The following is a 22,817-nucleotide window of genomic DNA, read 5'->3' as shown; positions in this document are numbered from 1 at the left end:
TCCCACTCCGCCACTGCCCGGTAAATTATCCTTAATATGTAACACCCCTAATCCTTCTGCGGCATTATTCCCCCGTGATAGCGGGTCGGTGTCGTACCTGTAAGCTGCCGAAAAAACACGATAAAAGCACTGTCGCTAACAAATTCCAGCTGTTGCGCCACCTGGCTGATTGAGTCACCCTCCGCCAACATCTCCATCGCTTTTAACAGCCTGAATTGCTGCCGCCAGGTCTGATAATTCATCCCTGTATCTCTGATAAAGATGCGGCTGATTGTCCGTTCGCAGGCACCGACCAGGCGGGACAACTGATTCAGTCGGGGCGGTAACGTCCCCATTCGAACCCCTTCCAGCCACAGATTCAGGCGGACATCAGAGGGAAACTGCAACGTCCAGTTTTCACGGCGTGCGGCCCTGATTTCCTCACAAAAAACAGTGATGAGGCTGGCCTGCTGCGTTTCTGTCATTTGCCAGGGCCAGAATGCCATCCGTTCTATGACTTCAAAAAAGAGCGGGTTCACTTCGACAACCTGTAGCGGCAATGCGGATAACGGCGGCAGAATGGTTGAAAAATATAATGACCGATAAGCCATCACCCCGCGCATGATGGCCCGGTGAACCGTACCCGCGGGGATCCAGACCGCACGGCGAGGCGGAAGCAGACACAGGGTATTTTCCAGTTCAATGGTGATACACCCCGCCGCCGAAAAGAGTAACTGATGGCGAAGATGACTGTGCCGGCCTGAATCATGTACGCCCATATCAGAGGCAATACCCACTACTGTTTCCTTAAAACCATCCGGGTCGAAGACATCATCAGGCGCAATTTTCATCATCTGTCCGATATTTGATATATAAAGTCCTGATAATGGTAATAAGACATTTTCTATTCAGCAATAATCCCCCCAAGTTTTTTGCTTCTTGGATATTGCCATGAATATGACCCATCGACCGCCCTTGTGGCTTCTCACATTACTGATTATGTTTCCGCAACTGGTGGAAACCATTTACAGCCCGGCGTTGCCAAATATCGCCACGTTTTTTCAAATAAGCAGTGAACGTGCTGCTCAAACACTTTCCGTTTATTTTGTCGCCTTTGCCGTGGGGGTTGCGCTATGGGGCTGGCTTAGCGACTGCATTGGACGACGGTGGGCAATGGTAGCTGGACTTCTCTGTTACGGAGCGGGTTCCGTAATGGCGGTTATTGCCACTGATTTCAGCGTCTTGCTGCTGGCCCGTATGGTATCAGCCATTGGCGCGGCCGCCGGGTCTGTTGTGGTGCAGACTATGTTGAGGGACAGTTATGAATCAACAACACTGTCCCGCATTTTTTCCATTATGGGCGCAGCACTGGCAATCAGCCCGGTTTTTGGTCTGGTGAGCGGGGGTTGGTTAGTCAGTCTTTACGGCCATACGGGCGTTTTTACTGCGCTGGTATTGCTGGCGATACTGCTACTGATGTTAACCGCAGCCTTATTGCCGGAAACACGGCCGGAGACTACGCGCAGACCACAATTAACGGGACTGGTCTCCCGGATGGTGAGGGACAGTACACTGTGGAAAAATGCCATGCTGGTTGCTCTGTTGAATACTATGCTATTCAGCTACTACAGCCTGGCCCCGTTTCTTTTCGGACAGTTAGGATGGAGTTCCAGGGCATTTGGCTGGACGGGATCCTTGCTTGCCCTCGCGTCACTGTCAGGCAGCCTGCTGAATCGCAAGCTGTTAACGATCGGCTTGTCATCGGGATATCTGGTGCGCCATGCCTGTGCTTTAGCTCTGCTGTCTGGTCTCGCGGCATGGTGGCTACAGCATTCAGTCTGGATTCTGTTGCCAGTGGTTGGGGTTGTTGTTGCCTATGGCATCGCGATCCCCAATGTGTTGAGTCAGGCTCTGCATCACTATCGTGAACAGGCCGGGGCCGCAGGTGCTCTGTTCGGATTATGCTACTACCTGTTACTGGGAATGATGTTAGGGTTAGCGGGTATCATGCAGCAACTGGGACTGGTTCTGACTATCTGTGCGTTCATCGCCTGGCTATGTAGCCTGTGCCGTCGTTAGAACAATCACCTAAATAATCAGGCCCCGACATTGTGCCGGGGCCTGATGGTGTGCAAATTAGCCTGACCTCGCGGATATTTCCAACTTACCGCCGTCCGATGGCGACGAGGCCAGTGGCGCGAATAGTATAGACACACGTTTACCAATATTTAGCTATCCGTGCCCCATTTACCGCTCGCGCTTAAGATATTACTCATGCTTGATCATGACATGGCGAACAATCGTGTAATCTTCCAGCCCGTAAACCGACATATCCTTGCCATACCCAGACTGTTTTTGCCCGCCGTGGGGCATCTCGCTAACCAGCGTGAAGTGCGTATTGACCCAGGTGCAACCATACTGCAGGCGGGCACTCAGTCGGTGCGCGCGACCAACATCCCGCGTCCAGACTGACGAGGCCAGTCCATACTTCGAATCATTGGCCCACGCCAGGACCTGATCTTCATCTTCAAAGACGGTAACACTGACCACCGGGCCAAAGACCTCACGCTGCACGATAGCATCTTCCTGTTTCGCGCCCGCCAGCAACGTTGGCGCAAAATAGTAGCCTGAACCCTCCACTTTTTTGCCGCCGGTGATGACCTTAATGTGTCCGAGCGCTTTCGCGTCATCGACCGCTTTAGCTACCCTGTCAAGATGCGCCTGTGAGCTTAACGGTCCCAGTTCTGTCGTTTCATCATTCGGTGCGCCGATTTTCAGGCTGGCAACTGCAGCGCCGAGTTTTTCGACCAACGCATCATAGATGCCTTTTTGCGCGTATATTCGACAGGCAGCAGTGCAATCCTGTCCGGCGTTGTAATACCCAAAGGTCCGTACACCACTGACCACCGCATCAAGGTCCGCATCATCAAAAATAATCACCGGGGCTTTCCCGCCCAGTTCCATATGCGTGCGTTTAATCGAAGGCGCAGTATGCTGGATAATATGTTCCCCGGTCACAATGGAGCCGGTCAGTGAAACCATACGTACTTTTTCATGGCCGGTCAGCGGATCGCCCACTGTTTTACCACGACCAAACAGGACGTTAATCACGCCTGCCGGGTAAATATCTTTCGCATATTCCGCCAGTTTAAGCGCCGTCAGCGGGGTAATTTCTGAAGGTTTAATCACCACGCAGTTACCGGCGGCCAGCGCTGGAGCCAGCTTCCATGCCGCCATCATCAGCGGGTAGTTCCACGGCGCGATGGAGGCCACCACACCCAGCGGATCGCGACGAATCATGGAGGTATGCCCTTCCAGATACTCCCCAGCGGCCTGTCCTTGCAGGGTGCGCGCAGCCCCCGCGAAGAAACGGAAAACGTCCACGATGGCCGGAATTTCATCATTAAGCACACAATGTAGTGGTTTACCGCAGTTAAGCGATTCCAGCTCAGCGAAGGTCTGTGCATTATCTGCAATGGTGTCCGCCAGCTTTAACAACAGCTCCGAACGCACTTTCGGCGTGGTTTGGCCCCAGGAGGCAAACGCATTGTCTGCCGCGCGCACTGCGGCATCAACCTGCGCGGCTGACGCCTCAGCAATCTCCAGAATAAGTTCACCAGTGGCAGGGTTATAAACTGGTTGCTTTTCACCTTCACCGCTGACCAGCTCACCGTTAATCAGTAATTGATGTTGCATAGCAATTTCCCATATCGTCGTTTATTTACCGTTTCCGGCGACGGTGTCGCCTTCACGCGTTAGCCACCAGGCCCCTAAAATTGGCAGTGTTGTTACCAGCATTACCAGCAATGCCACAACGTTGGTAACAGGCACATCTCGTGGGCGACCCAGTTGATTGAGCAGCCACAGCGGAAGTGTTCTTTCATGTCCGGCGGTGAACGTTGTCACGATGATTTCATCAAACGACAAGGCAAACGCCAGCATGCCCCCCGCCAGCAGTGCTGATGCCAGATTGGGCAGCACGACATAACGAAAGGTTTGCCAGCCGTTGGCGCCAAGATCCATAGACGCTTCAACCAGACTCCATGAGGTACGGCGAAAACGCGCCACGACGTTGTTAAAGACAACCACCACGCAAAACGTCGCATGCCCCACCACGATCGTGAGAAAACCCGGTTCCAGGTTGATGGTCTTAAATGCCGTCAGCAGTGCCAGGCCGGTAATAATGCCCGGCAGCGCAATCGGCAACAGCAGCAACAGCGATATTGCGCTTTTACCGAAAAAGTCCCTGCGCCACAGCGCAGCCGCCGCCAGCGTACCCAGTACCAGAGCGATTGCTGTCGACAACGCGGCAATCTTAAGTGACAACGTCACTGATTCAAGAATATCGCTACGCTGCGCCGCCACGCTAAACCAACGTAATGTCAGTCCCTGAGGCGGAAAACTAAAAGCAGCCTCCTCTGTATTAAAAGCATAGGTGCCGATGATGAGGATGGGAAAGTGCAGAAAAAGAACCCCTCCCCATGCTGCCAGTTTGAGTAACCAGGGTGCGCGTTCAGAGTGCATCGAAAGCTCCCAGACGCTTCACGAACGCCAGATACAGTGCAATTAAAACAATGGGCACCAGAGTGAATGCCGCCGCCATTGGCATATTGCCGATAGCCCCTTGTTGCGAATACACCATGTTGCCGATGAAATATCCCGGCGGTCCCACCAGTTGCGGCACAATAAAGTCACCCAGCGTCAGTGAAAAAGTAAAGATCGAACCGGCGGCTATACCGGGTATTGCCAGCGGGAAAACCACATAGCGGAAGGTTTGACGAGGACGCGCGCCCAGATCGGCCGATGCCTGCAAAAGCGAGGGCGGAAGCCGTTCCAGAGCAGCCTGAACCGGCAGGATCATAAAGGGAAGCCAGATGTAGACAAAAACCAAAAAGCGCCCTAATCCCGATGTTGACAGCGTATTACCGCCGACAGCCGGCAAGGTGAGGAAAGCGGTCAACAGTGGCTCCAGCCCGAGATGGGTTAGAAACCACTGCGCCACGCCGTCTTTCGCTAACAGCAGCGTCCACGCATAGGCTTTGACGATATAGCTCGCCCACATCGGCAACATGACGGCAATGTAAAAAAAGGCTTTCATTTTGCCACTGGTATAGCGCGCCATATACCATGCCATCGGGAACGCCAGAATGGCGCTGGCAATCGTCACCGCTACCGCCATTGTCAACGTTCGCACAATGATGTCGTAATTAGCCGGATTAAACAGCGCCTGCAGATTCGCCAGCGTCAGGTCTGGCGTCACCGACATAGTGAAATCGTCGAAGGTGTAAAAACCTTGCCACAACAGCGTCAGCAACGATCCAAAGTAGACGATGCCAAACCACATCAGCGGCCCGAGCAGTAGCAAAAACAGCCCAAGCCCTGGATTACGCCAGAAGAACCCCGAGATACGGTTCAGCTTTGTCGACTGTGCTGGCGAATGTATGACGTTCATAGCCATTCACCTCTCCTCTACCAGCGGAACCATGACATCGCGTGACCACGATGCCATCACCTGCTGACCCGGCGACAGCGCCGACGGCAGCATTTCTCCCGTCAGGTTCGCCTGGCTCACCAGCAACTTTTCACCACCGGCAAGTTTCAGTTCAAAACGCGTCGCCGCCCCCTGGTACTGCACCGCCTGAATGACACCCCGAGCCTGAACCTCGCCCGCCATATCATTTAACCGAATGTGTTCCGGGCGCAGCGAGAACATCCCCTGTAAGCCACAGACGTTTGCCGACATCGCTTCGTCAAAGACGTTTGACGTACCTACAAAACTCGCCACAAACGGCGTGCGCGGACGCATGTAGAGTTCTCGCGGTGAATCCACCTGCTCGATACGACCATTGTTAAATACCGCCACACGATCGGACATCGACAGCGCCTCACCCTGATCGTGGGTGACAAAAATAAAGGTGATACCGAGAGACTGCTGGAGTTTTTTCAGCTCCAGTTGCATCTGTTCGCGTAGCTTGAGATCCAACGCGCCAAGTGGCTCATCCAACAGCAGGACGCGAGGCTCATTGACCAACGCACGGGCAATCGCTACACGCTGACGCTGTCCACCAGAGAGTTGTGATGGCTTGCGCTCATAGACAAAGCCGAGCGCAACCTTATCTAACGCTTCGCGTGCCCTGGCATGACGCTGCTTTTTATCAATGCCTTTCACCATCAGCCCATAAGCCACGTTGTCGAGAATCGACATATGCGGGAATAGTGCGTAATCCTGAAATACCGTATTGACGTCCCGTTCCCAGGGCGGTAATTCACTGGCTTGCTTACCAAAAATTTTAATTGAACCGCCCGAAAGCTGCTCAAACCCTGCAATCATGCGCAGACAGGTCGTTTTGCCGGAGCCGGATGGCCCCAGCATAGAGAAAAACTCACCATCATTAATTGCAATACTTACCCCATCAACTGCACGAACATCCCCGTACAGACGCGAGACATTATGAAACTCCACTGCGTACGTCATAAAACCCCCAGCGGAATTAACGACCGCCCATAATGGCGATGTAATCCTGCGTCCAGCGACTGTAAGGAACGAATTTTCCACCTTCTGCGATTGGCGTTTTCCAGAAAGCAATTTTGTCGAAATAGCTATAGCCGTTGGTTTCACAGCCTTTTTCGCCCAGCAGCGGGCTGGCTTTACAACCTTCAGGGACTACCGGCAGAGATCCAAACCAGGCTGCGACGTCGCCCTGAACTTTCGGGGTTAATGACCAGTTCATCCATTTGTAAGCACAAACAGGATGTTTTGCTTCGCTATGCAGCATGGTGGTGTCAGCCCAACCGGTGACGCCCTCTTTCGGGAAAACCGTGGCGATTGGCTGGCCTTCTGCTTTCAGGGCGTTAGCCTGATAAGGCCAGGCGCTTGATGCCACCACACCTTCGTTTTTGAAGTCACTCATTTGCACAGTGGTGTCATGCCAGTAGCGATGAATCAGTGCGTGCTGATCGCTCAGGACTTTGATGACCGCCTGATACTGTTTCTCGGTGAGCTGATAGGGATCGGTGATACCCAACTGCGGTTGAGTGGCTTTGACGAACAGCGCCGCATCGGCGATATAGATCGGGCCATCGTACGCCTGGACTCGTCCTTTATTGCTTTTTCCGTCCTCAAGTTTTTGCTCGACGAACACCACTTTCCAACTATCTGGCGGCGTTGGGAAGGTTTTGGTGTTATACATCAGCAAGTTGGGACCCCATTGATAAGGAGTGCCGTAAACTTTCCCACCGACGTTAAACCATTCCCCTTTGACCACGCGCGGATCGATAGTTTTCCAGTTTGGGATAAGCGCAGGATTTATAGGCTGGACACGTTTGCCCATAATCAGACGCAGTGAAGCATCACCAGAAGCCGTCACCAGGTCATAGCCGCCTTTCGCCATCAGGCTCACCATTTCGTCTGATGTGGCCGCTGTTTTAACATTGACGGCACAACCGGTTTCCTTCTCAAACTGCGAAACCCAGTCATATTGTTTATCGGTTTGTCCGCGTTCGATATAACCTGGCCAGGCAATAATATCCAGGCGCCCTTCCGGTTTATCTAATGATGTTGGGGGTTCGGCTGCATGGGCTGTCATCAGCGTCATACTGAGTACACACAAGCTACTGAGGGCAAATTGCTTGCTCATAACGTCTTACTCCTGTCGAAAAAATATTGAGCGGCAGCCTTGCCGTAAATATATGTCCTTTCCTAAAAATAGTCGGGGTGTTGAAAGCGTTCCTGCTGGTGCAAGGAAATTTAATCAGGTTGTGAGCTAACGCTCATTACGCCACGGGTTATAGCAAAGTAATTTAATCTTCTGGAGTATAGACAAGGAGTTAAGTGCCAGGGTGGCACCAGGAAGAACTATTGATATTTCGTATGGTGGCACCTGATATAAATAACATCAGGGTTTAACATTCACTATTTCTAAAATAAGAATGCGCTATTCTTTTATATTGAATAGCACATTCAGTTTTATTTCATCATCTCGCGAATTAATTTTCCAAGCTGTTTAACCGCCTGTTCTTCGCGTTCACCCCAGTGCCATGCGGTATTAAAACGAAAGAAACGTGACCATGTCCCCGAGGTTGAAAACATCTTACCTGGTGCGATGCTGATGTGGTGCGCCAGCGCCTGGGTGCTGAGTTCTCCCGCATCCAGCGGTTCTGGCAGTTCGAGCCACAGAAAATAGCCGCTGTCGTTATGGTGTATTTTGACCTCTGCCGGAAGATGACGCAGCAACGTTTGCCAGGCCTGCTGTTTGCGTTCCGCCAGCTGACGACGCAGCCGTCGCAAATGCGCGTCATAACGCCGGGTCGACAGGTAGTCCACCAACGCAAGCTGCATTGGGGAACTGGTGGATAAGGTGCTCATCAACTGGAGTCGCTGAATACGACGGGCATGTTTCCCGGCAGCAACCCAACCGATGCGAAATCCGGGGACCAGACATTTCGAGAAAGATGAACAGTGCAACACCCTGTCTCCTCGATCCCACGCTTTAGCCGGCAGTGGTTTCTCCCGGCCAAAATAGAGTTCGCTGTAAACATCATCTTCAATCAGCATCACATTGTATTTTTCCAGTAATGCGACCAGATGGGCTTTTTTCCGTGCGCTGAGTGTAAAACCCAACGGATTTTGGCTGTTGGTCATCAGCCAGCAGGCTTTGACCGGGTACTCCTGTAGGGCCTGCTCCAGTGCGACAAGGTCGATTCCGTCCTTCACGTCGGTGGCAACGGACAACGCCTTCAGGCGCAATCGCTCCAGAGCCTGTAATGCGCCGTAAAAACACGGATTTTCGACAATCACCCAATCCCCCGGCTCAGTGACCGCCTGCAGGCTCAGGTTAAGCGCTTCAAGTGCGCCAGTGGTGATCACAATTTCATCCGGAGAAAGGGTCATTCCCTGTTGCGCATATCGACGGGCAATAGCATGACGCAGTTCATCATTTCCTGGCGGCAGGTTTTCGATAACACTCATGGCGGTAGCCGTTTTACTCACCTGAGCCAGCGAGCGATTAAGCTGCTGAAGCGGAAATAAGCGTGGATCGGGGAAAGCGGATGCAAACGGCATCACGGAAGCATCACGACTGGCCTGCAGCATGTCAAAGATGTAGGTGTTGATATCCACGGCCTCATCGCGCATGACCTGTACCTGCGGTACGGCGGCTTCGCGTTCGGGGCGCGCGGCAACATAATAGCCCGACTGCGGCCGGGCGATGATCCGCCCCTGACTTTCCAGCAGTTGGTAGGCATGCCCCACGGTCATAAAACTCATCCCGCTGCTTGCCACCTGCTCGCGCAAAGAGGGCAACCGATCGCCTGGTTGCCATACGCCAGACGCGATTTGATCGCGAATTTGCTCCGCCAGTCGCTGGTATTTCTTCATTTTTCGTCCTGATATTCGGTATCGGTGACAACCTCTGTATATATCAGTCTACATAAATAACGATTTTTTCAGAACTGTTATAGTTAACAGTTTTACAACATCGTTAGCGAAAGCTCTTTGCCTGAGGCCCGGGCAGCTATCTGTACAGCATCAATTTTCGGGGTGTGCTTTAAGGCGAATAAACAGGTGATGTTCACATAGTCATCAGCACCGTCAATCACCGCAGACCACGGGATAAACCCATTATCGTCGAAGTAAAATTCAAATGCGGGACCAGATTGCATATCAGATCGTGCGACCTATAACGGCAGCACAACTGTTATGGTTAAAAAGAACTGTTCTGTTTCTGCCCCACATTTCGCCAGGGGCTTAGAATTGCGCCAAATCAATTTTGCCTGCGGAGTTAAGCATGTTCGGTCTTGACGCGTTTCACCTGGCGAGGATCCAGTTCGCGTTTACGGTGTCCTTTCACATCATTTTTCCGGCCATTACTATCGGTCTTGCCAGCTATCTGGCGGTACTGGAAGGTCTCTGGTTGAAAACCAAAAATCCGACCTGGCGTTCGCTGTATCATTTCTGGTCGAAAATCTTCGCCGTAAACTTTGGTATGGGCGTAGTGTCCGGGCTGGTGATGGCTTATCAGTTCGGCACTAACTGGAGCGGTTTTTCTGAGTTTGCCGGGAGCATCACCGGGCCGCTGCTGACCTATGAAGTGTTAACCGCCTTCTTCCTCGAAGCAGGCTTCCTCGGCGTAATGCTGTTTGGCTGGAACCGTGTGGGGGCAGGCCTGCACTTCTTTGCAACTTGCATGGTTGCGCTGGGGACAATTATTTCTACCTTCTGGATACTGGCCTCCAACAGCTGGATGCAGACTCCACAGGGCTATGAAATCGTCAATGGACAGGTCGTTCCCGTCGACTGGTTCGCCGTTATTTTCAACCCTTCATTCCCATATCGTTTGTTGCATATGTCCGTTGCCGCTTTCCTGAGCAGTGCGCTGTTTGTCGCAGCATCAGGGGCATGGCATTTATTACGTGGGAATAACACTCCGGCTATTCGCGCCATGTTTTCGATGGCGCTGTGGATGACGCTGATCGTCGCCCCGCTGCAGGCATTGATTGGCGATATGCACGGGTTGAATACGCTGAAGCACCAGCCGGCAAAAATTGCCGCGATTGAAGGACACTGGGAAAATCCGCCCGGCGAACCGACTCCGTTGCTACTGTTCGGCTGGCCGGATATGGAGCAGGAGCGCACTCGCTATGGGCTGGAAATTCCGGCGCTGGGCAGTCTGATCCTGACCCATAGTCTGGATAAACAGGTCCCGGCCCTGAAAGAGTTTCCTAAAGAAGACAGGCCCAACTCCACCATGGTGTTCTGGTCGTTTCGCATTATGGCGGGGCTAGGCATGCTGATGATCCTGTTGGGTGCGTTTGCCCTGTGGCTACGTTATAAGCAGCGTTTATACACCTCGCGCGCTTTCTTGCGCTTTGCCTTGTGGATGGGCCCTTCCGGTCTGATTGCCATCCTCGCTGGCTGGGTGACCACTGAAGTTGGCCGTCAGCCGTGGGTGGTTTACGGTTTGCAACGCACAGCGGATGCGGTTTCCGCACATGGTGATTTGCATATGAGCATCAGCCTGCTGGCTTTCTTTGTGGTTTACAGCTCGGTCTTCGGTGTGGGTTATAGCTACATGATTCGCCTGATCCGTAAAGGACCACAGGAAGATGATCCGACCCTCCCGCCAGCTGGCACACCCGCACGGCCGCTTTCCGCTGCCGTCCTCGATTCTCAAGCTGAGGCACATCGCTAATGGGTATTGATTTATCAGTTATCTGGTTCGTTATTATCGTGTTCGCCACGCTGATGTATATCGTGATGGACGGCTTTGATCTCGGGATCGGTATTTTATTTCCCGCTATTCAGGACGCTGATGACCGCGACGTGATGGTCAACAGCGTCGCACCGGTATGGGATGGGAATGAAACCTGGCTGGTGCTGGGCGGTGCAGGATTGTTTGGCGCATTTCCTCTGGCCTATGCAGTCATTGTCGATGCACTGACGATCCCACTCACCCTGATGCTGATTGGCCTGATTTTTCGCGGCGTTGCCTTTGAGTTTCGCTTCAAGGCCACGCCGGCGCATCGACCATTCTGGGATAAAGCCTTTCTGGGCGGTTCAATTCTTGCCACGTTTACCCAGGGAGTGGTCGTGGGCGCGGTACTCAACGGATTTTCCGTCACTGGCCGCAGCTACAGCGGCAGTCCGTTTGACTGGTTAACGCCTTTCACGTTGTTTTGCGGGCTGGGACTGGTGGTGGCCTACGCCCTGCTGGGGGCAACATGGCTGGTGATGAAAAGCGAAAACCCGCTACAGGATAAAATGCGCAGTGTGGCAAAAAAACTGCTGCTGGCGATGTTGGCTGTCATTGCCATTATCAGCCTGTGGACGCCGCTGGCGCACAGTGCCATTGCCGATCGTTGGTTTAGCCTGCCAAATCTGTGGTTCCTGATGCCGGTGCCGCTGCTGGTTGCGCTAATGAGCCTGTGGCTGTGGCGTTCTCTGGGCCAGCAGCATAGCCATGCCCCGCCATTTATATTGACGCTGGGTTTAATTTTTCTCGGTTTCAGCGGGTTGGGGATCAGTATCTGGCCACACATCATTCCACCGTCTATTACCCTTTGGCAGGCGGCGGCTCCGGCGCAAAGTCAGGGCTTTATGTTGGTGGGCGCACTGCTGATTATCCCGATAATCCTGGTGTACACCTTCTGGAGTTACTACGTTTTCCGCGGCAAAGTTCAACATGGTGAGGGGTATCATTGATGGAACAATCAATCTGGAAACGTCTGATGTGGTTGGTGATCCTGTGGGGGGGAAGCGTATTGGCTCTGGCCGCCGTCGGTATGTTCTTTCGCTTACTGATGACGGCGGCGGGATTTAAGTCCTGATTTTCCCCCCGGTAACAACCGGGTCGCGCTGCGCTTCCCGGTTTTAACAAATCCTAACGTTGACTAAACAAAAATGTAAAAAACATCGAATTGGCAAAACAGAGATTGCCATTAACCCGATTAAAATATTGAATAGTCACCTGACGAAATTATCGCCAATTCCGCAGCTAACGTACCAGAGGGTGCATGATGTTTAAGAAAGGGTTAACGGTGTTATTGCTGGCCAGCGCGCTTTTTTCGGGTCAGCTTTTCGCTACTAATCAGGGACATGAATATCTTCAGGTGCAGGATGCCGATCACCTATTACGACACACGGCCGACAGCGATGAGCTGCGAGTAACGGCGGAAGAATCCGCCGCCGATCTTCGCGAGCACCACCACTGGCAGAAATCACGCAAACCCGATATCCATATGAGTTAACCGTCAGCCTTTACGCTTCGGCAGCGTCTTCATCAGGTCTTCGGGGCTGACGGAAGCCACTACGCTGCCCGGCAATGGCATCTTCAGGATGTGATGTTTCATCTTGCCGATCACGTGCATTTCGCACGGTCGGCAATCAAATTTCAGCGTCAGCACTTCATCGCCATTTACCAATTGCATCGGCGTGGCTTTCCAGCTCTTGATATTCCCTTTCGCCTGTTTCGGACACAGATTGAATGCAAAACGCAGGCAGTGCTTGGTAATCATCACCGGAACATCGCCCTTTTCTTCATGCGCTTCATAAGCTGCATCAATCAACTGGACGCCATAACGGTGGTAAAACTCACGCGCTTTATGGTTATAGACGTTAGCCAGAAAACTCAGATGCGTTTGCGGATAGACCGGTGCCGGCTGGGCAACAGGTTTACGACTGCCACGCCGGTAGTTTTCCAGACGCGCGGCATCCAGCATGTCGATGGCTTCACGGCGCAACTGATTCAGTTGACCATTCGGTACAAACAGCGCGCCCGGCAGATTCACCTGAATATTACGGGCGTAGTACATCGTCTGCCCAAGTTTTGCCAGTCCGTCCTGTAGGTTACTCAACGCTTTTTCCGCATTGTTCGCTTCCTCAAACTGACCATCCAGCGTATGGGTGATACTCACACCGTCTTCACTGGTCAGCGTCAGGATCAACTGTTCCTGCCAGCCGCCCAATTCAATATCAACCGCGACACGGCGTTCGCTGGAGGTTTTGGTCAGCGCCTGTTGCCAGTTATGATCAAGGTTGCGATTCAGCGGATGGTTAGCACGAACTTTGTGCAGATCGGCAGGCATTTCATTCGGCCACACCCGATAACGATTGTGCCCGGTTTTTTCAACGGTATTAGCGCGAAATCCCACGACCTCACGCTTGATTAACACGTTCAGGCCATCCCCGTTTGCCAGCGGTTCCGTCACGTCGACATCAAGATAATCCTTCGCCACCTTCAGGACTTCACCCACTGGCAAGCCAATGAATTTAGGTGAGTCGAATGCACCAATGTCGCCTTTACGGGCATTTACAAAATAGTCAGTGCTACCGCGGTGGAAGGTTTTCTCCGTAGATGGCGTGAAGAAATGCTCAGTGCGACCTGCAGATGAACGAGCCAGATCGCCGCGTTCTTCGATGATGGCATCCAGCATCTGCCGGTAATGTGCAGTGATGTTTTTCACATAGCTCATGTCTTTGTAGCGCCCTTCAATTTTGAAGGAACGTACTCCGGCATCAATCAACGCACCGAGGTTGGCGGTCTGATCGTTATCTTTCATCGACAGCAGGTGTTTTTCATACGACACCACCCGGCCCTGATCGTCTTTCAGGGTATACGGTAGTCGGCAGGCTTGTGAACAGTCGCCGCGGTTAGCACTGCGCCCGGTTTGCGCATGAGAGATATAGCACTGGCCTGAATAAGCAACGCATAACGCACCGTGGATGAAAAACTCGATCGTCGCGTCCGTCACCTGATGAATCGCGTGAATCTGCTCAAGACTCAGTTCGCGCGCCAGTACAATCTGCGTGAATCCGACATCAGAAAGAAACTTCGCCTTCTCGACGCTGCGAATATCACACTGGGTGCTGGCATGTAGTTCAATCGGTGGGATATCCAGTTCCAGAATCCCCATATCCTGCACAATCAGCGCATCAACGCCAGTCTGATACAAATCGGTAATTAACCGCTGAGCAGGTTCCAGCTCATCATCATGCAAAATCGTGTTCAACGTCACAAAGATTTTCGCCCCATATCGATGAGCGAATGGCACCAGTTCAGCGATGTCTTTCAGGCTGTTACTGGCGTTATGACGCGCGCCAAAACCCGGTCCGCCAATGTAAACGGCGTCAGCACCGTGCAAAATGGCTTCACGCGCAATGGCGGTATCCCGGGCCGGACTTAACAATTCAAGGTGATGAGGTTGCTGGCGCATACAGTTGTTACCATCCACAAGCGGTAAAAATGGCGGCTATTGTAGTCAGAAGCGCGACATTTCGGAATAGTTTTCCCGATTAACCGCGTGGGTAATGGATCAGAGAATGAAAGTGAACCGTCTGTTCGCTGCTGTTATGGTAACTATGTGCAGTATCACCCGCAAAACGGACACCCTCACCCGATTTAATGGTTCGCCACTGTCCGTCAATGCACATATCCAGCAGGCCACTAATCACCACTACGTGCTCAATCACACCGGTTTCATGCGGTGTAGATTCACTCAACGCCCCCGGTGCCAGCAATATTGAAAAATGGTCAAAACAGAGTTGTGGGTCCCATGGAAACAGCGGTGTCACTACCATTGCCTGCTGTTGGGGATCAAAAGTCGCTGTGCCTTCTGACTCTGGTGGTGAAATAAACGTCGAAAACGGCACGTTCAGTCCGGTGGCAATTTTCCATAGCGTCGCCACTGTTGGGCTGGATTCATTGCGTTCTATCTGCCCCAACATGGCTTTGGAGACACCCGTTTCTTCTGCCAGACGCGACAGACTCCATTCCCGCTGGTGACGTAATGTCCGGAGCGTGGTAGCCAGATAGTGGGTTAAATTGTCCATTGTCGCCTTCCTCTATCTCCTGTTTCTGTCCATCAGCTTATCACTTGTACGCTATAACGCACAGTGCTACAGTGAATGACCGTTATAACGCACGCGGAGTCGCTATGCGCACATTATTAATCCCTTTGCCCACCGTTTTATCGGGTTTTGTTGCCGTGCTGGTCGGCTATGCCAGTTCTGCAGCCATCATCTGGCAAGCGGCGGTAGCCGCAGGCGCAACGACCGGGCAGATTGCGGGCTGGATGACCGCACTGGGAATCGCAATGGGCGTGAGTACGCTGGCATTGTCAGTGTGGTATCGTGCTCCCATCCTGACCGCCTGGTCTACGCCCGGTGCTGCACTGCTGGTTACGGGTCTGCAAGGCGTGACCATTCAGGATGCTATCGGCGTTTTTATTGTTGCTAACGCGCTGATAGTCCTGTGTGGTGTGACGGGGTTGTTTGCACGTCTGATGCAGATAATCCCACACTCACTGGCGTCGGCAATGCTGGCTGGGATCCTGCTGCGTTTTGGTTTGCAGGCATTTAATAGTCTTAATAATGAGCTTCTGCTGTGCGGCAGCATGCTGCTGGCGTGGCTGGTGTTAAAAGTTGTCGCGCCCAGGTACGCCGTCATTGCTGCCATGCTGGTGGGTACCGCCATCGCACTGCTAAAAGGTGACATTGTCACTTACAACATTAATTTATCTCCGGTGATGCCTGAATTCATCACCCCCCACTTTTCTCTTGCACACAGTATAAGCATCGCATTGCCGTTCTTCCTGGTTACCATGGCATCACAAAATGCTCCTGGCATTGCCACCATGAAAGCGTCAGGTTATTCCTTGCCCGTTTCACCGCTGATTGTCTTCACTGGTCTGTTAGCGCTGCTGTTTTCACCTTTTGGCGTTTACTCTATTTGTATTGCCGCCATAACCGCGGCAATTTGCCAAAGTCCCGAAGCACATCCTGATGCCAAACGACGTTGGCTCGCCGCCGCATCGGCAGGCGTTTTCTATCTTCTGGCTGGTGTATTTGGTGGTTCGGTCACAGGACTGATGGCGGCCCTGCCCGTAAGCTGGATCCAGATGCTGGCTGGCCTTGCTTTACTCGGTACGATTAGCGGTAGTCTGTATCAGGCATTGCTTCATGAAGCGGAGCGAGATGCTGCAATCGTCACCTTTCTGGTTACTGCCAGTGGTTTGACCTTAATGGGGATTGGCTCTGCGTTCTGGGGATTAATCGCCGGAGGGATATGTTATGCCACGCTGAGATTATCGCGACGCACGTAATTGCGTTGGCGTCTTGCCCGTCATCTGCTTAAACCGATTGCTAAAATGGCTTGCTGAACTGAATCCACAAGCCATCGCGATATCCGACAAGCTACGTGAAGAATAACGGACCAGTTGCTGCGCCAGCGCCATACGACGCTGCATAACATACTGATGCGGGGCCATATTCATCGACTGGCGAAACATTCTGGCAAAGCGGAAATCGCTTAGTGCCGCTTCGCCTGCCAAATCGCTGAGGGTCATTGGGTAGGCCAGATGCGCGTCAATATAGGCCAGCACATTGCGCAATGTGGCTGGCGCAAGCCCACCGGTTACCACCGGCGGCCGCCATTGAACGTTGCTGTAATGTTGAATCAGATGCGTCAGCAACAGCGAAGATGCCGCGCTGAGCGTTAGATGATTAGCCGGTTGCTGCCAGTCATTACCCAGTAAAAACTGGCGATAAACCGCCGTGATCCCCGGATCGCTGCCGAACGTATGTTCGTCCAGCGTGAAGCTGTAAGGGTTTTTGTCCCAAACTTTCTCACCCACTTCCCGCAGATGCGCGTCGGTACAATAAAGATGTACAAAGGAAAGATCGTCACGAATATCCCAACTGGATTCGCTCTCTTTCGGCATCAGGCAGAAGCGATCCGGGCCGCCGCCGTTTTTCCAGCCCCCTGCCGTCTTGTGATAGCTTTCGTAGCCATCCGCGATATATAAACTGAGCGTGTGGTGATCGCAATACTGAGTGATGGTGTCGCGCTTGTTCGACCACGCCGCCAGTTGGATCCCCGAATGTAACGCAACCGACTCATGCAGCACGGCATTATGTTTGCGTAAGTTTTCAAAGGCGCCATAGGGCTGAGACATACCATCACATTCAAAATAAGTTAGCAGGCTTTCAGTCTATATCAGCTACATGTTGTTAACAGCCTCCTTTTCACTTTCGCGAGAAAAAAAGCGCAAGATTTTGCAAGTCTGCCGCAATCAGATGAAAGCCAGCCCCGGCCAGCCATGACACTGTGTGCGCTTCAATACAAAAATGAGAGAGATGTATGAACGCATTGTTGTACTGCCTGGTGGTCGTGATATGGGGAACGACATGGATTGCCATCTACCTGCAGCAAGGTCCGGTAGCTGCCCCGGTCTCTATCTTTTGGCGCTTTGCGGTCGCCAGTTCGGTGATGATCCTTCTCCTGCTGTTCAGCGGAAAATTGCGTAAGCTCTCCGGACGCGACCAGCTGTTTTGTCTGTTACAGGGCGGGTGTGTTTTTTGCTTCAATTTCTGGTGTTTTTACACGGCCGCAGCGTGGATTAATACCGGTCTGGAGTCGGTAATTTTCTCGATGGCCGTGCTGTTCAATGCGGTGAATAGTTTTGTATTTTTTGGTCAAAAACCACCGATACGCTTTTATTTCGCCGCGGCGCTGGGGTTGACGGGTATCATCACCCTGTTCTGGCAGGATTTGGTCAATAGCGGCCTGAATCATACGCTGCTGTTGGGTATTGGTTTAAGCGCTCTGGGAACGTTTGGTTTTTCCCTGGGCAATATGATCAGCCTGCGCCATCAGAAAAAAGGGCTTGAAGTGATGACTACCAACAGCTGGGCCATGCTGTACGGTACCTTGCTAATTGCCATCATTGCACTGGTGCGCGAGGACAACTTTACGCCGCAGTGGACGTTCAGCTATCTTAGCGCGCTGTTATATCTGGCTATTTTTGGCTCGGTGATTGCTTTCGGCGCCTATTTCACACTGGTAGGACGCATCGGTCCGAGTAAGGCCGCCTACAGTACGTTACTTTTCCCGTTGGTCGCGCTGACGCTGTCAACATTGTATGAAGGATACGTCTGGCAGGTTAACGCTATTGCCGGATTAGTGCTGATTTTGCTGGGTAATCTGGTGATGTTTGCACGCCCGGAGGCGTTAGTGGGGAAACAGCTGTACCGTCGTCGGACGGCATAAAAAAGCGCACCATCAAAAGATGGTGCGCTCAGCATTACTGTTTTTTGTTGACATCAAACATGGAGGCGTCTGTCGCCATGTCATCAACAACTTTCTTCAACGTTTCGAACGCCATCGGCGTACTTTCGTTGTTCAGGTCCTTGCCTTCACCCTGACGTACCACTTTAATCACCGGCTTATTGGTTGCCGCATCGATCAATTCACCTTCAAAATAGAGGTGAGTATCCATGGTGCGGTGACCTGTCGCCATTTGTGTCCCCGCTACGAGTAACGCAACCGGAACGACTTCATAGAACTGCAGCCCTTCCTTGCTGGTTGCGACACCGGTAATCGCACCACGGAAAATCAGGCTGCGCGGGCCGGGGGTCGTCACCAGGGGTTTACGTTTACTAATGGCGGTTTTCATTTGCGTATTGGTATAGCTCAACAGTTTATCCAACACCTGTTGCCCAACCTGAGTCGTTGGTTTAGGAATCGGATAATAGGTTATCGGGTTATACACAATACTGTCATATTTGGACTCATTGAAGTTGGGATCAACCCAACGCAGCACAGGCTGTCCTGTTGCCGATTTCGTTTCCTTCAGGCCAGAGTAATCTTTTAAAAAACCTGAATATTTATCTGGCTGCGTGATTTTTGACGCACAGCCTGATAACGCCAGTAAACCCGTAAGTACTGCAACTTTAAATAAAGTTTGAGCACGCATGGAACGATCCCTTAGTATTTGCAGATATGCATCTGAAATAATAGCAAAAGGAAATCATTTTGGATGTGCGAAAAATGGTAAGCGCCACACAATTTTATTTTTGCGCTCAGCACAAAAAATGCTGAACGCAGAGCGTGGGCCATCAGCCGATTTTGCGGGCCAGCATAGTCGCAAAACGCAGTTTAATGCGATTGCCGTTTTCGTCTGTACGATGCAGTTCCCCCACGTCTTCGTTATATTTCAGCAGCTCCCATCCGCGGTAATAGTTGCGTAATTCCCCCGCTTTAAACGCGAACGGGAAGCCAACTGTGCACGGGAAATCATCGGTATCCATCGCCGCAACGATTAAGTTATATCCACCCTGTTTCGTGCAACGTTGCATATTTTCGATAAGCCCCGGAATGGTTTTCGCTTCGAGGAACATCAGCACTACGGTAGACAGGATAAAGTCGTATTCACCATCAAAACTCAACGCATTAAGGTCCGCGACGCTTGCCTGCAGATTAGTCAACCCTTCGGCTGCTTTGATACGCTCAAGGTTAGCGATGCTCATGGGATTTTTATCCCATGCTGTCACATCATAGCCGTTTGCCGCAAGGTACAGGCTGTTTCGACCGTTACCGCAGCCCAGGTCTAACGTTTTGCCTGGCTTAACAATTTTCGCCGCTTCAACGACATCGGAATGCGTACGGGTTAGATCGTATTTCTCAGTAAAGTAGTTTTCGTCGCAAAGGGTCATTATTTATCCTCAGATTTCAGTAATGCAGCACGCTCCGTGCGGATGAGCAGTTTCCCCTGCATCAACAATGCAAACGTACGTACCAGTAATAATGCAATGATAACATTGGTAAAAATAAACAGAGGGATCGACAGCATATGAAAAAATCCTGATTCGCTGCCGTGTCCCAGATGCAGCCCCGTTGTCGCCAGGGCCGACACGCCGAACGAGAAGCTCCAGAAAGACGCATTAAACGGCTGAGACAGATACCACGGCATGAGGCGTAGCATAAACAGCAGCTGCAGCAGACCATAGCCAAACAGCATTTTGGCCAACGTATCGCCCTCGCCGCCGTTGACGCTAAGCCAGGCGCTGCAGGCGACCAGCGCAGGTGCCAGCTGAATGCCAAGCGAGGTACGTAATGCCGTTGGCAGCTCGCCGCAACTGCGTAAACGCTGCAGGATCACCGGCTCGAGGCTGAGCCAGGAAAATACCCCTGCGCCCAAAAACACCAGTCCTGCGTCGTTGAAACCCAGCGCACCACAGGCCATTGCGCTAATAAAGTTATTGGCGACAGTCGGCAAATACAGCCCCGGTGTGGTGGCTTCTTCTGGGTGATCTCCGCGCCATAATCCTGCCGTTTGCCAGGCCGCGTACGCCAGTTGGATAACGACCCCAATGCTGAACAAGCCAAGCGCCAGCGGTCGATACCACGGGACAAAACCAATCGCGACCAGCATGGTTGTGGCCGGAAACAGACTGACAAAGCTACTCATCACTGGATGACGAATCTCCGCCAAAACGCTATGCGGAAAACGCAGTAAACGACTAAAAAAGGCCAGCGTCAGCAGCCCCCAAATGACCATGGCCAGGATGACTAACCCATCGCCTATCCAGTGGCTCACAGGCCACACCTGACTGGCATATCGCCACGCAAATCCCATCCCGATGATGCCCAGTACCATGCCAAAATAACCGGCCGGAAGATTAAGGACCCGATCACTATGCTTGTTATTACTCATTTTGTTTATTTTTTAAAGTATATTTGAAATGCATTTTATGGAAATTATGGTGATTTAGCCAGTACGGAAAACTTTGCTACGTTTAACTAAGGTACGCAACACGGAAATGAGCTATGACCAAATACCGTCTGAGCGACGAACCTCGCTCCTTCAGTTATCAGGATAATGGCAACAAAAGAAGCGTATTACTACGTCAGATAATTGCACTGATCGATTTTAATGATGTTCCGGCCGGCACGCCTGGTGGCTGGATTGATAATGAAGCCGTACTGGCGCAGTGCGGTGATTGCTGGATTTACGATGAGAACGCGATGGCATTTGCGGGGGCAACCATTTCTGGAAATGCCCGCATTACGCAGGCCAGCGTGGTCAGAGATGGCGCACAGATTGGCGGTGCCGTATGGATAGATCGGGCTGAAATTAGCCATGGCGCGCAAATACGTGACAACGTCACCATTCAAAATTCTGTTGTACGTGGCGAATGTTTTTTGTCGGGCGATGCACGTGTTTTGGGAGGCTCCGAAGTCATCGCCGCCAAAGGGTTAACCCGTGAAAGTGACCAGCCCCTACAAATATATGATCGCGCAACCGTAAACCATTCACGCATTGTGCATCAGGTGCAGATCTATGGCGATGCAACCATTGACTACGCTTTTATTGAACATCGCGCCGAGGTTTTTGATTGTGCCCACATCGAAGGTAATGAGGAAAATAACGTTTGGATCTGCGATTGTGCGAAGGTATACGGCAACGCCCGCATCATCGCTGGTACCGATGAAGATGCGATACCGACCCTGCGCTATAGCTCCCAGGTGGCTGAGCATGCGGTGGTTGAAGGTAACTGTATCCTGAAACACCATGTGCTGGTCGGGGGGCATGCAAAATTACGCGGCGGGCCACTCTTGCTGGATGGACACATCCTGATTGAAGGCCACGCCTGTATTCTGGGTGAAGTGCTGATCGAGCATCATATTGAGATAACCGGTCAGGCCCACGTTGAAGCCTTTGATGGTGATGCAATCCATCTGCGCGGGCCAAAAGTGATCAACGGCGAACAGCGTATTACGCGCACCCCCCTCGCCGGTTTATTCTGAAACGCTATCAATGATACGGGCATAGAGATTCACATCATGATAACCATCATTGAGAAACTCTGCCTGCTTTAAACACCCTTCCAGCTGAAAACCGTTGCGCAGCGCCACCTGGTTACTTTCCAGGTTATCGACGCGGCATTTAATAATGAACCGACGGATCTCGCCACGCTGAGCATAATGATGAATCAGTGCCTGTAGCGACCGGGACATAATACCCTGTCCCTGATGAACTTCATCCAACCAGTAGCCAATGTAAGCCGCTTTATTCAGCGGTTCTATTTGGTTAAATGAAATAACGCCAACCACTTCACCTTGTTTGAAGATAAGGAACATTTTGGCGTAGCCACGCTGGTGCAACATCATATTCCCCTGCACATTCTTACGCGTATCGTTCTCAGATTCGACAAGCTGCGGCCAGTTCAGCGACCGCTGGAGCCACACTTTATTTTTGAGCACCAGTCGATGCAAAGGCGTGACGTGTTGTTCTTCTACTGCCCGCAGTTCCAGCGTGTCACTGACGGTAATAATTTCTGACATGTTTATCTCCTTGGCGATTGTAAACGGGGGATTTCTGACTGGCAGTAGCCGATATTAATCTGCTTAGCGCCGTGGATGTCATATTTTTATGCTGTAACAGCAATAACTTAGAAACAATCTCTGGCGCGGAAGCCGTTACTCTGGATGTCCGGTTATCCCATGCCTGGATAGGCCGTAATGATGACAACAACACTTTCATTCTATTGCTAAGGAGCAAGC

At 51.9% G+C, this 22,817-nt stretch carries 23 protein-coding genes; 8 read left to right on the top strand and 15 right to left on the bottom strand.

The genetic code is table 11. The features are described 5' to 3' along the window. Nucleotides 1-47: 47 nt before the first annotated feature. Complete coding sequence (locus EHN13_RS08275; RefSeq protein WP_086523845.1) at nucleotides 48-830, bottom strand: AraC family transcriptional regulator; 783 nt, start codon at nucleotides 828-830, stop codon at nucleotides 48-50. 100 nt (nucleotides 831-930) lie between these two features. Between EHN13_RS08275 and EHN13_RS08270 the strand changes: the two genes are divergently transcribed. Further along, the gene (locus tag EHN13_RS08270) at nucleotides 931-2,058 is read left to right on the top strand and encodes a multidrug effflux MFS transporter (protein ID WP_061067938.1); all 1,128 of its coding nucleotides are present in this window, start codon (nucleotides 931-933) and stop codon (nucleotides 2,056-2,058) included. A 189-nt stretch (nucleotides 2,059-2,247) separates the two neighbouring features. Here the strand turns inward: EHN13_RS08270 and patD are convergent, their stop codons facing one another. From patD to EHN13_RS08235, 7 genes are all read right to left on the bottom strand, one after another. After that, nucleotides 2,248-3,675: an aminobutyraldehyde dehydrogenase gene (patD, locus tag EHN13_RS08265; RefSeq protein ID WP_061067939.1), complete on the bottom strand. Its 1,428-nt coding sequence runs from the start codon at nucleotides 3,673-3,675 to the stop codon at nucleotides 2,248-2,250. A gap of 21 nt (nucleotides 3,676-3,696) precedes the next feature. Continuing rightward, the gene (locus EHN13_RS08260) at nucleotides 3,697-4,503 is read right to left on the bottom strand and encodes an ABC transporter permease (RefSeq protein ID WP_005126751.1); all 807 of its coding nucleotides are present in this window, start codon (nucleotides 4,501-4,503) and stop codon (nucleotides 3,697-3,699) included. Further along, nucleotides 4,493-5,437, bottom strand: a complete 945-nt coding sequence (locus EHN13_RS08255) for an ABC transporter permease (RefSeq protein ID WP_101742159.1) — start codon at nucleotides 5,435-5,437, stop codon at nucleotides 4,493-4,495. Before EHN13_RS08255 ends, EHN13_RS08260 begins: the two co-directional genes overlap by 11 nt. After that, on the bottom strand, nucleotides 5,438-6,454 hold the full coding sequence (locus tag EHN13_RS08250) for an ABC transporter ATP-binding protein (RefSeq protein ID WP_048211603.1): 1,017 nt from the start codon (nucleotides 6,452-6,454) through the stop codon (nucleotides 5,438-5,440). A 16-nt stretch (nucleotides 6,455-6,470) separates the two neighbouring features. Then, nucleotides 6,471-7,616: a putative ABC transporter substrate-binding protein YdcS gene (gene ydcS / locus EHN13_RS08245; protein ID WP_124021192.1), complete on the bottom strand. Its 1,146-nt coding sequence runs from the start codon at nucleotides 7,614-7,616 to the stop codon at nucleotides 6,471-6,473. Between the two features lie 329 nt (nucleotides 7,617-7,945). Continuing rightward, entirely contained in the window at nucleotides 7,946-9,355 is a 1,410-nt protein-coding gene (locus EHN13_RS08240) for an aminotransferase-like domain-containing protein (RefSeq protein WP_061067941.1), read from the bottom strand. Nucleotides 9,356-9,447: 92 nt separating this feature from the next. Further along, nucleotides 9,448-9,639, bottom strand: a complete 192-nt coding sequence (locus tag EHN13_RS08235; RefSeq protein WP_185963983.1) for a hypothetical protein — start codon at nucleotides 9,637-9,639, stop codon at nucleotides 9,448-9,450. 125 nt (nucleotides 9,640-9,764) lie between these two features. On the opposite strand from EHN13_RS08235, the gene EHN13_RS08230 reads away from it, so the two are divergent. The 4 genes from EHN13_RS08230 to EHN13_RS08215 all read left to right on the top strand — a co-directional run bounded on the left by EHN13_RS08230 (nucleotide 9,765) and on the right by EHN13_RS08215 (nucleotide 12,723). After that, nucleotides 9,765-11,168, top strand: a complete 1,404-nt coding sequence (locus EHN13_RS08230) for a cytochrome ubiquinol oxidase subunit I (protein WP_115643373.1) — start codon at nucleotides 9,765-9,767, stop codon at nucleotides 11,166-11,168. Continuing rightward, a complete protein-coding gene (gene cydB, locus EHN13_RS08225; protein WP_101742157.1) occupies nucleotides 11,168-12,178 on the top strand; it encodes a cytochrome d ubiquinol oxidase subunit II in 1,011 nt (336 codons plus the stop codon). The genes EHN13_RS08230 and cydB overlap by 1 nt, the downstream gene beginning before the upstream one ends. Continuing rightward, nucleotides 12,178-12,303, top strand: a complete 126-nt coding sequence (locus EHN13_RS08220; protein ID WP_124021191.1) for a DUF2474 domain-containing protein — start codon at nucleotides 12,178-12,180, stop codon at nucleotides 12,301-12,303. Before cydB ends, EHN13_RS08220 begins: the two co-directional genes overlap by 1 nt. 189 nt (nucleotides 12,304-12,492) lie before the next feature. After that, the gene (locus tag EHN13_RS08215) at nucleotides 12,493-12,723 is read left to right on the top strand and encodes a DUF2554 family protein (protein ID WP_048211598.1); all 231 of its coding nucleotides are present in this window, start codon (nucleotides 12,493-12,495) and stop codon (nucleotides 12,721-12,723) included. Between the two features lie 3 nt (nucleotides 12,724-12,726). Here the strand turns inward: EHN13_RS08215 and EHN13_RS08210 are convergent, their stop codons facing one another. Together EHN13_RS08210 and EHN13_RS08205 are read right to left on the bottom strand one after the other, a co-directional pair. Further along, nucleotides 12,727-14,688, bottom strand: coding sequence for a peptidase U32 family protein (locus EHN13_RS08210; protein WP_116360062.1), 1,962 nt, complete (start codon nucleotides 14,686-14,688; stop codon nucleotides 12,727-12,729). 79 nt (nucleotides 14,689-14,767) lie between these two features. Continuing rightward, nucleotides 14,768-15,304, bottom strand: coding sequence for a helix-turn-helix domain-containing protein (locus EHN13_RS08205; protein WP_048211596.1), 537 nt, complete (start codon nucleotides 15,302-15,304; stop codon nucleotides 14,768-14,770). A 104-nt stretch (nucleotides 15,305-15,408) separates the two neighbouring features. On the opposite strand from EHN13_RS08205, the gene EHN13_RS08200 reads away from it, so the two are divergent. Next, nucleotides 15,409-16,575, top strand: a complete 1,167-nt coding sequence (locus tag EHN13_RS08200; RefSeq protein WP_048211595.1) for a benzoate/H(+) symporter BenE family transporter — start codon at nucleotides 15,409-15,411, stop codon at nucleotides 16,573-16,575. On the opposite strand, the gene EHN13_RS08195 is transcribed toward EHN13_RS08200, so the two are convergent. Further along, nucleotides 16,558-17,427, bottom strand: a complete 870-nt coding sequence (locus tag EHN13_RS08195) for a helix-turn-helix domain-containing protein (protein WP_124021190.1) — start codon at nucleotides 17,425-17,427, stop codon at nucleotides 16,558-16,560. The genes EHN13_RS08200 and EHN13_RS08195 overlap by 18 nt on opposite strands. Nucleotides 17,428-17,612: 185 nt before the next feature. Here EHN13_RS08195 and EHN13_RS08190 point away from each other — a divergent pair, with 185 nt between their 5' ends. After that, nucleotides 17,613-18,521 carry a DMT family transporter gene (locus tag EHN13_RS08190; protein ID WP_124021189.1) on the top strand — a complete coding sequence of 303 codons (909 nt, stop codon included), beginning with the start codon at nucleotides 17,613-17,615 and terminating at the stop codon, nucleotides 18,519-18,521. Between the two features lie 34 nt (nucleotides 18,522-18,555). On the opposite strand, the gene EHN13_RS08185 is transcribed toward EHN13_RS08190, so the two are convergent. The 3 genes from EHN13_RS08185 to tehA all read right to left on the bottom strand — a co-directional run bounded on the left by EHN13_RS08185 (nucleotide 18,556) and on the right by tehA (nucleotide 20,967). Then, a complete protein-coding gene (locus EHN13_RS08185; RefSeq protein ID WP_048211592.1) occupies nucleotides 18,556-19,227 on the bottom strand; it encodes a DUF3313 domain-containing protein in 672 nt (223 codons plus the stop codon). A 142-nt stretch (nucleotides 19,228-19,369) separates the two neighbouring features. After that, entirely contained in the window at nucleotides 19,370-19,966 is a 597-nt protein-coding gene (gene tehB, locus EHN13_RS08180; protein ID WP_061067948.1) for a tellurite resistance methyltransferase TehB, read from the bottom strand. Beyond that, complete coding sequence (gene tehA, locus EHN13_RS08175; protein WP_061067949.1) at nucleotides 19,966-20,967, bottom strand: dicarboxylate transporter/tellurite-resistance protein TehA; 1,002 nt, start codon at nucleotides 20,965-20,967, stop codon at nucleotides 19,966-19,968. Before tehA ends, tehB begins: the two co-directional genes overlap by 1 nt. A 113-nt stretch (nucleotides 20,968-21,080) precedes the next feature. Here tehA and ydcK point away from each other — a divergent pair, with 113 nt between their 5' ends. Then, nucleotides 21,081-22,061, top strand: coding sequence for a YdcK family protein (ydcK, locus tag EHN13_RS08170; protein ID WP_124021188.1), 981 nt, complete (start codon nucleotides 21,081-21,083; stop codon nucleotides 22,059-22,061). On the opposite strand, the gene rimL is transcribed toward ydcK, so the two are convergent. After that, on the bottom strand, nucleotides 22,053-22,598 hold the full coding sequence (rimL, locus tag EHN13_RS08165) for a 50S ribosomal protein L7/L12-serine acetyltransferase (protein WP_048211588.1): 546 nt from the start codon (nucleotides 22,596-22,598) through the stop codon (nucleotides 22,053-22,055). The two genes, ydcK and rimL, sit on opposite strands and share 9 nt — an antisense overlap. Nucleotides 22,599-22,817 lie beyond the last annotated feature (219 nt).

This window comes from Citrobacter youngae, from assembly GCF_003818115.1.
Taxonomy (GTDB): Bacteria; Pseudomonadota; Gammaproteobacteria; order Enterobacterales; family Enterobacteriaceae; genus Citrobacter; species Citrobacter youngae.
The sequence above is the reverse complement of the archived record's forward strand: the minus strand, read 5'-3'. Positions and strand labels throughout refer to the sequence as shown.

Bases quoted from the DNA above. Each gene is read 5' to 3' on its own strand.
- EHN13_RS08275 (WP_086523845.1), bottom strand. From the start codon at position 830: ATGAAAATTGCGCCTGATGATGTCTTCGACCCGGATGGTTTTAAGGAA.
- EHN13_RS08270 (WP_061067938.1), top strand. From the start codon at position 931: ATGAATATGACCCATCGACCGCCCTTGTGGCTTCTCACATTACTGATT.
- patD (WP_061067939.1), bottom strand. From the start codon at position 3,675: ATGCAACATCAATTACTGATTAACGGTGAGCTGGTCAGCGGTGAAGGT.
- EHN13_RS08260 (WP_005126751.1), bottom strand. From the start codon at position 4,503: ATGCACTCTGAACGCGCACCCTGGTTACTCAAACTGGCAGCATGGGGA.
- EHN13_RS08255 (WP_101742159.1), bottom strand. From the start codon at position 5,437: ATGGCTATGAACGTCATACATTCGCCAGCACAGTCGACAAAGCTGAAC.
- EHN13_RS08250 (WP_048211603.1), bottom strand. From the start codon at position 6,454: ATGACGTACGCAGTGGAGTTTCATAATGTCTCGCGTCTGTACGGGGAT.
- ydcS (WP_124021192.1), bottom strand. From the start codon at position 7,616: ATGAGCAAGCAATTTGCCCTCAGTAGCTTGTGTGTACTCAGTATGACG.
- EHN13_RS08240 (WP_061067941.1), bottom strand. From the start codon at position 9,355: ATGAAGAAATACCAGCGACTGGCGGAGCAAATTCGCGATCAAATCGCG.
- EHN13_RS08235 (WP_185963983.1), bottom strand. From the start codon at position 9,639: ATGCAATCTGGTCCCGCATTTGAATTTTACTTCGACGATAATGGGTTT.
- EHN13_RS08230 (WP_115643373.1), top strand. From the start codon at position 9,765: ATGTTCGGTCTTGACGCGTTTCACCTGGCGAGGATCCAGTTCGCGTTT.
- cydB (WP_101742157.1), top strand. From the start codon at position 11,168: ATGGGTATTGATTTATCAGTTATCTGGTTCGTTATTATCGTGTTCGCC.
- EHN13_RS08220 (WP_124021191.1), top strand. From the start codon at position 12,178: ATGGAACAATCAATCTGGAAACGTCTGATGTGGTTGGTGATCCTGTGG.
- EHN13_RS08215 (WP_048211598.1), top strand. From the start codon at position 12,493: ATGTTTAAGAAAGGGTTAACGGTGTTATTGCTGGCCAGCGCGCTTTTT.
- EHN13_RS08210 (WP_116360062.1), bottom strand. From the start codon at position 14,688: ATGCGCCAGCAACCTCATCACCTTGAATTGTTAAGTCCGGCCCGGGAT.
- EHN13_RS08205 (WP_048211596.1), bottom strand. From the start codon at position 15,304: ATGGACAATTTAACCCACTATCTGGCTACCACGCTCCGGACATTACGT.
- EHN13_RS08200 (WP_048211595.1), top strand. From the start codon at position 15,409: ATGCGCACATTATTAATCCCTTTGCCCACCGTTTTATCGGGTTTTGTT.
- EHN13_RS08195 (WP_124021190.1), bottom strand. From the start codon at position 17,427: ATGTCTCAGCCCTATGGCGCCTTTGAAAACTTACGCAAACATAATGCC.
- EHN13_RS08190 (WP_124021189.1), top strand. From the start codon at position 17,613: ATGAACGCATTGTTGTACTGCCTGGTGGTCGTGATATGGGGAACGACA.
- EHN13_RS08185 (WP_048211592.1), bottom strand. From the start codon at position 19,227: ATGCGTGCTCAAACTTTATTTAAAGTTGCAGTACTTACGGGTTTACTG.
- tehB (WP_061067948.1), bottom strand. From the start codon at position 19,966: ATGACCCTTTGCGACGAAAACTACTTTACTGAGAAATACGATCTAACC.
- tehA (WP_061067949.1), bottom strand. From the start codon at position 20,967: ATGAGTAATAACAAGCATAGTGATCGGGTCCTTAATCTTCCGGCCGGT.
- ydcK (WP_124021188.1), top strand. From the start codon at position 21,081: ATGACCAAATACCGTCTGAGCGACGAACCTCGCTCCTTCAGTTATCAG.
- rimL (WP_048211588.1), bottom strand. From the start codon at position 22,598: ATGTCAGAAATTATTACCGTCAGTGACACGCTGGAACTGCGGGCAGTA.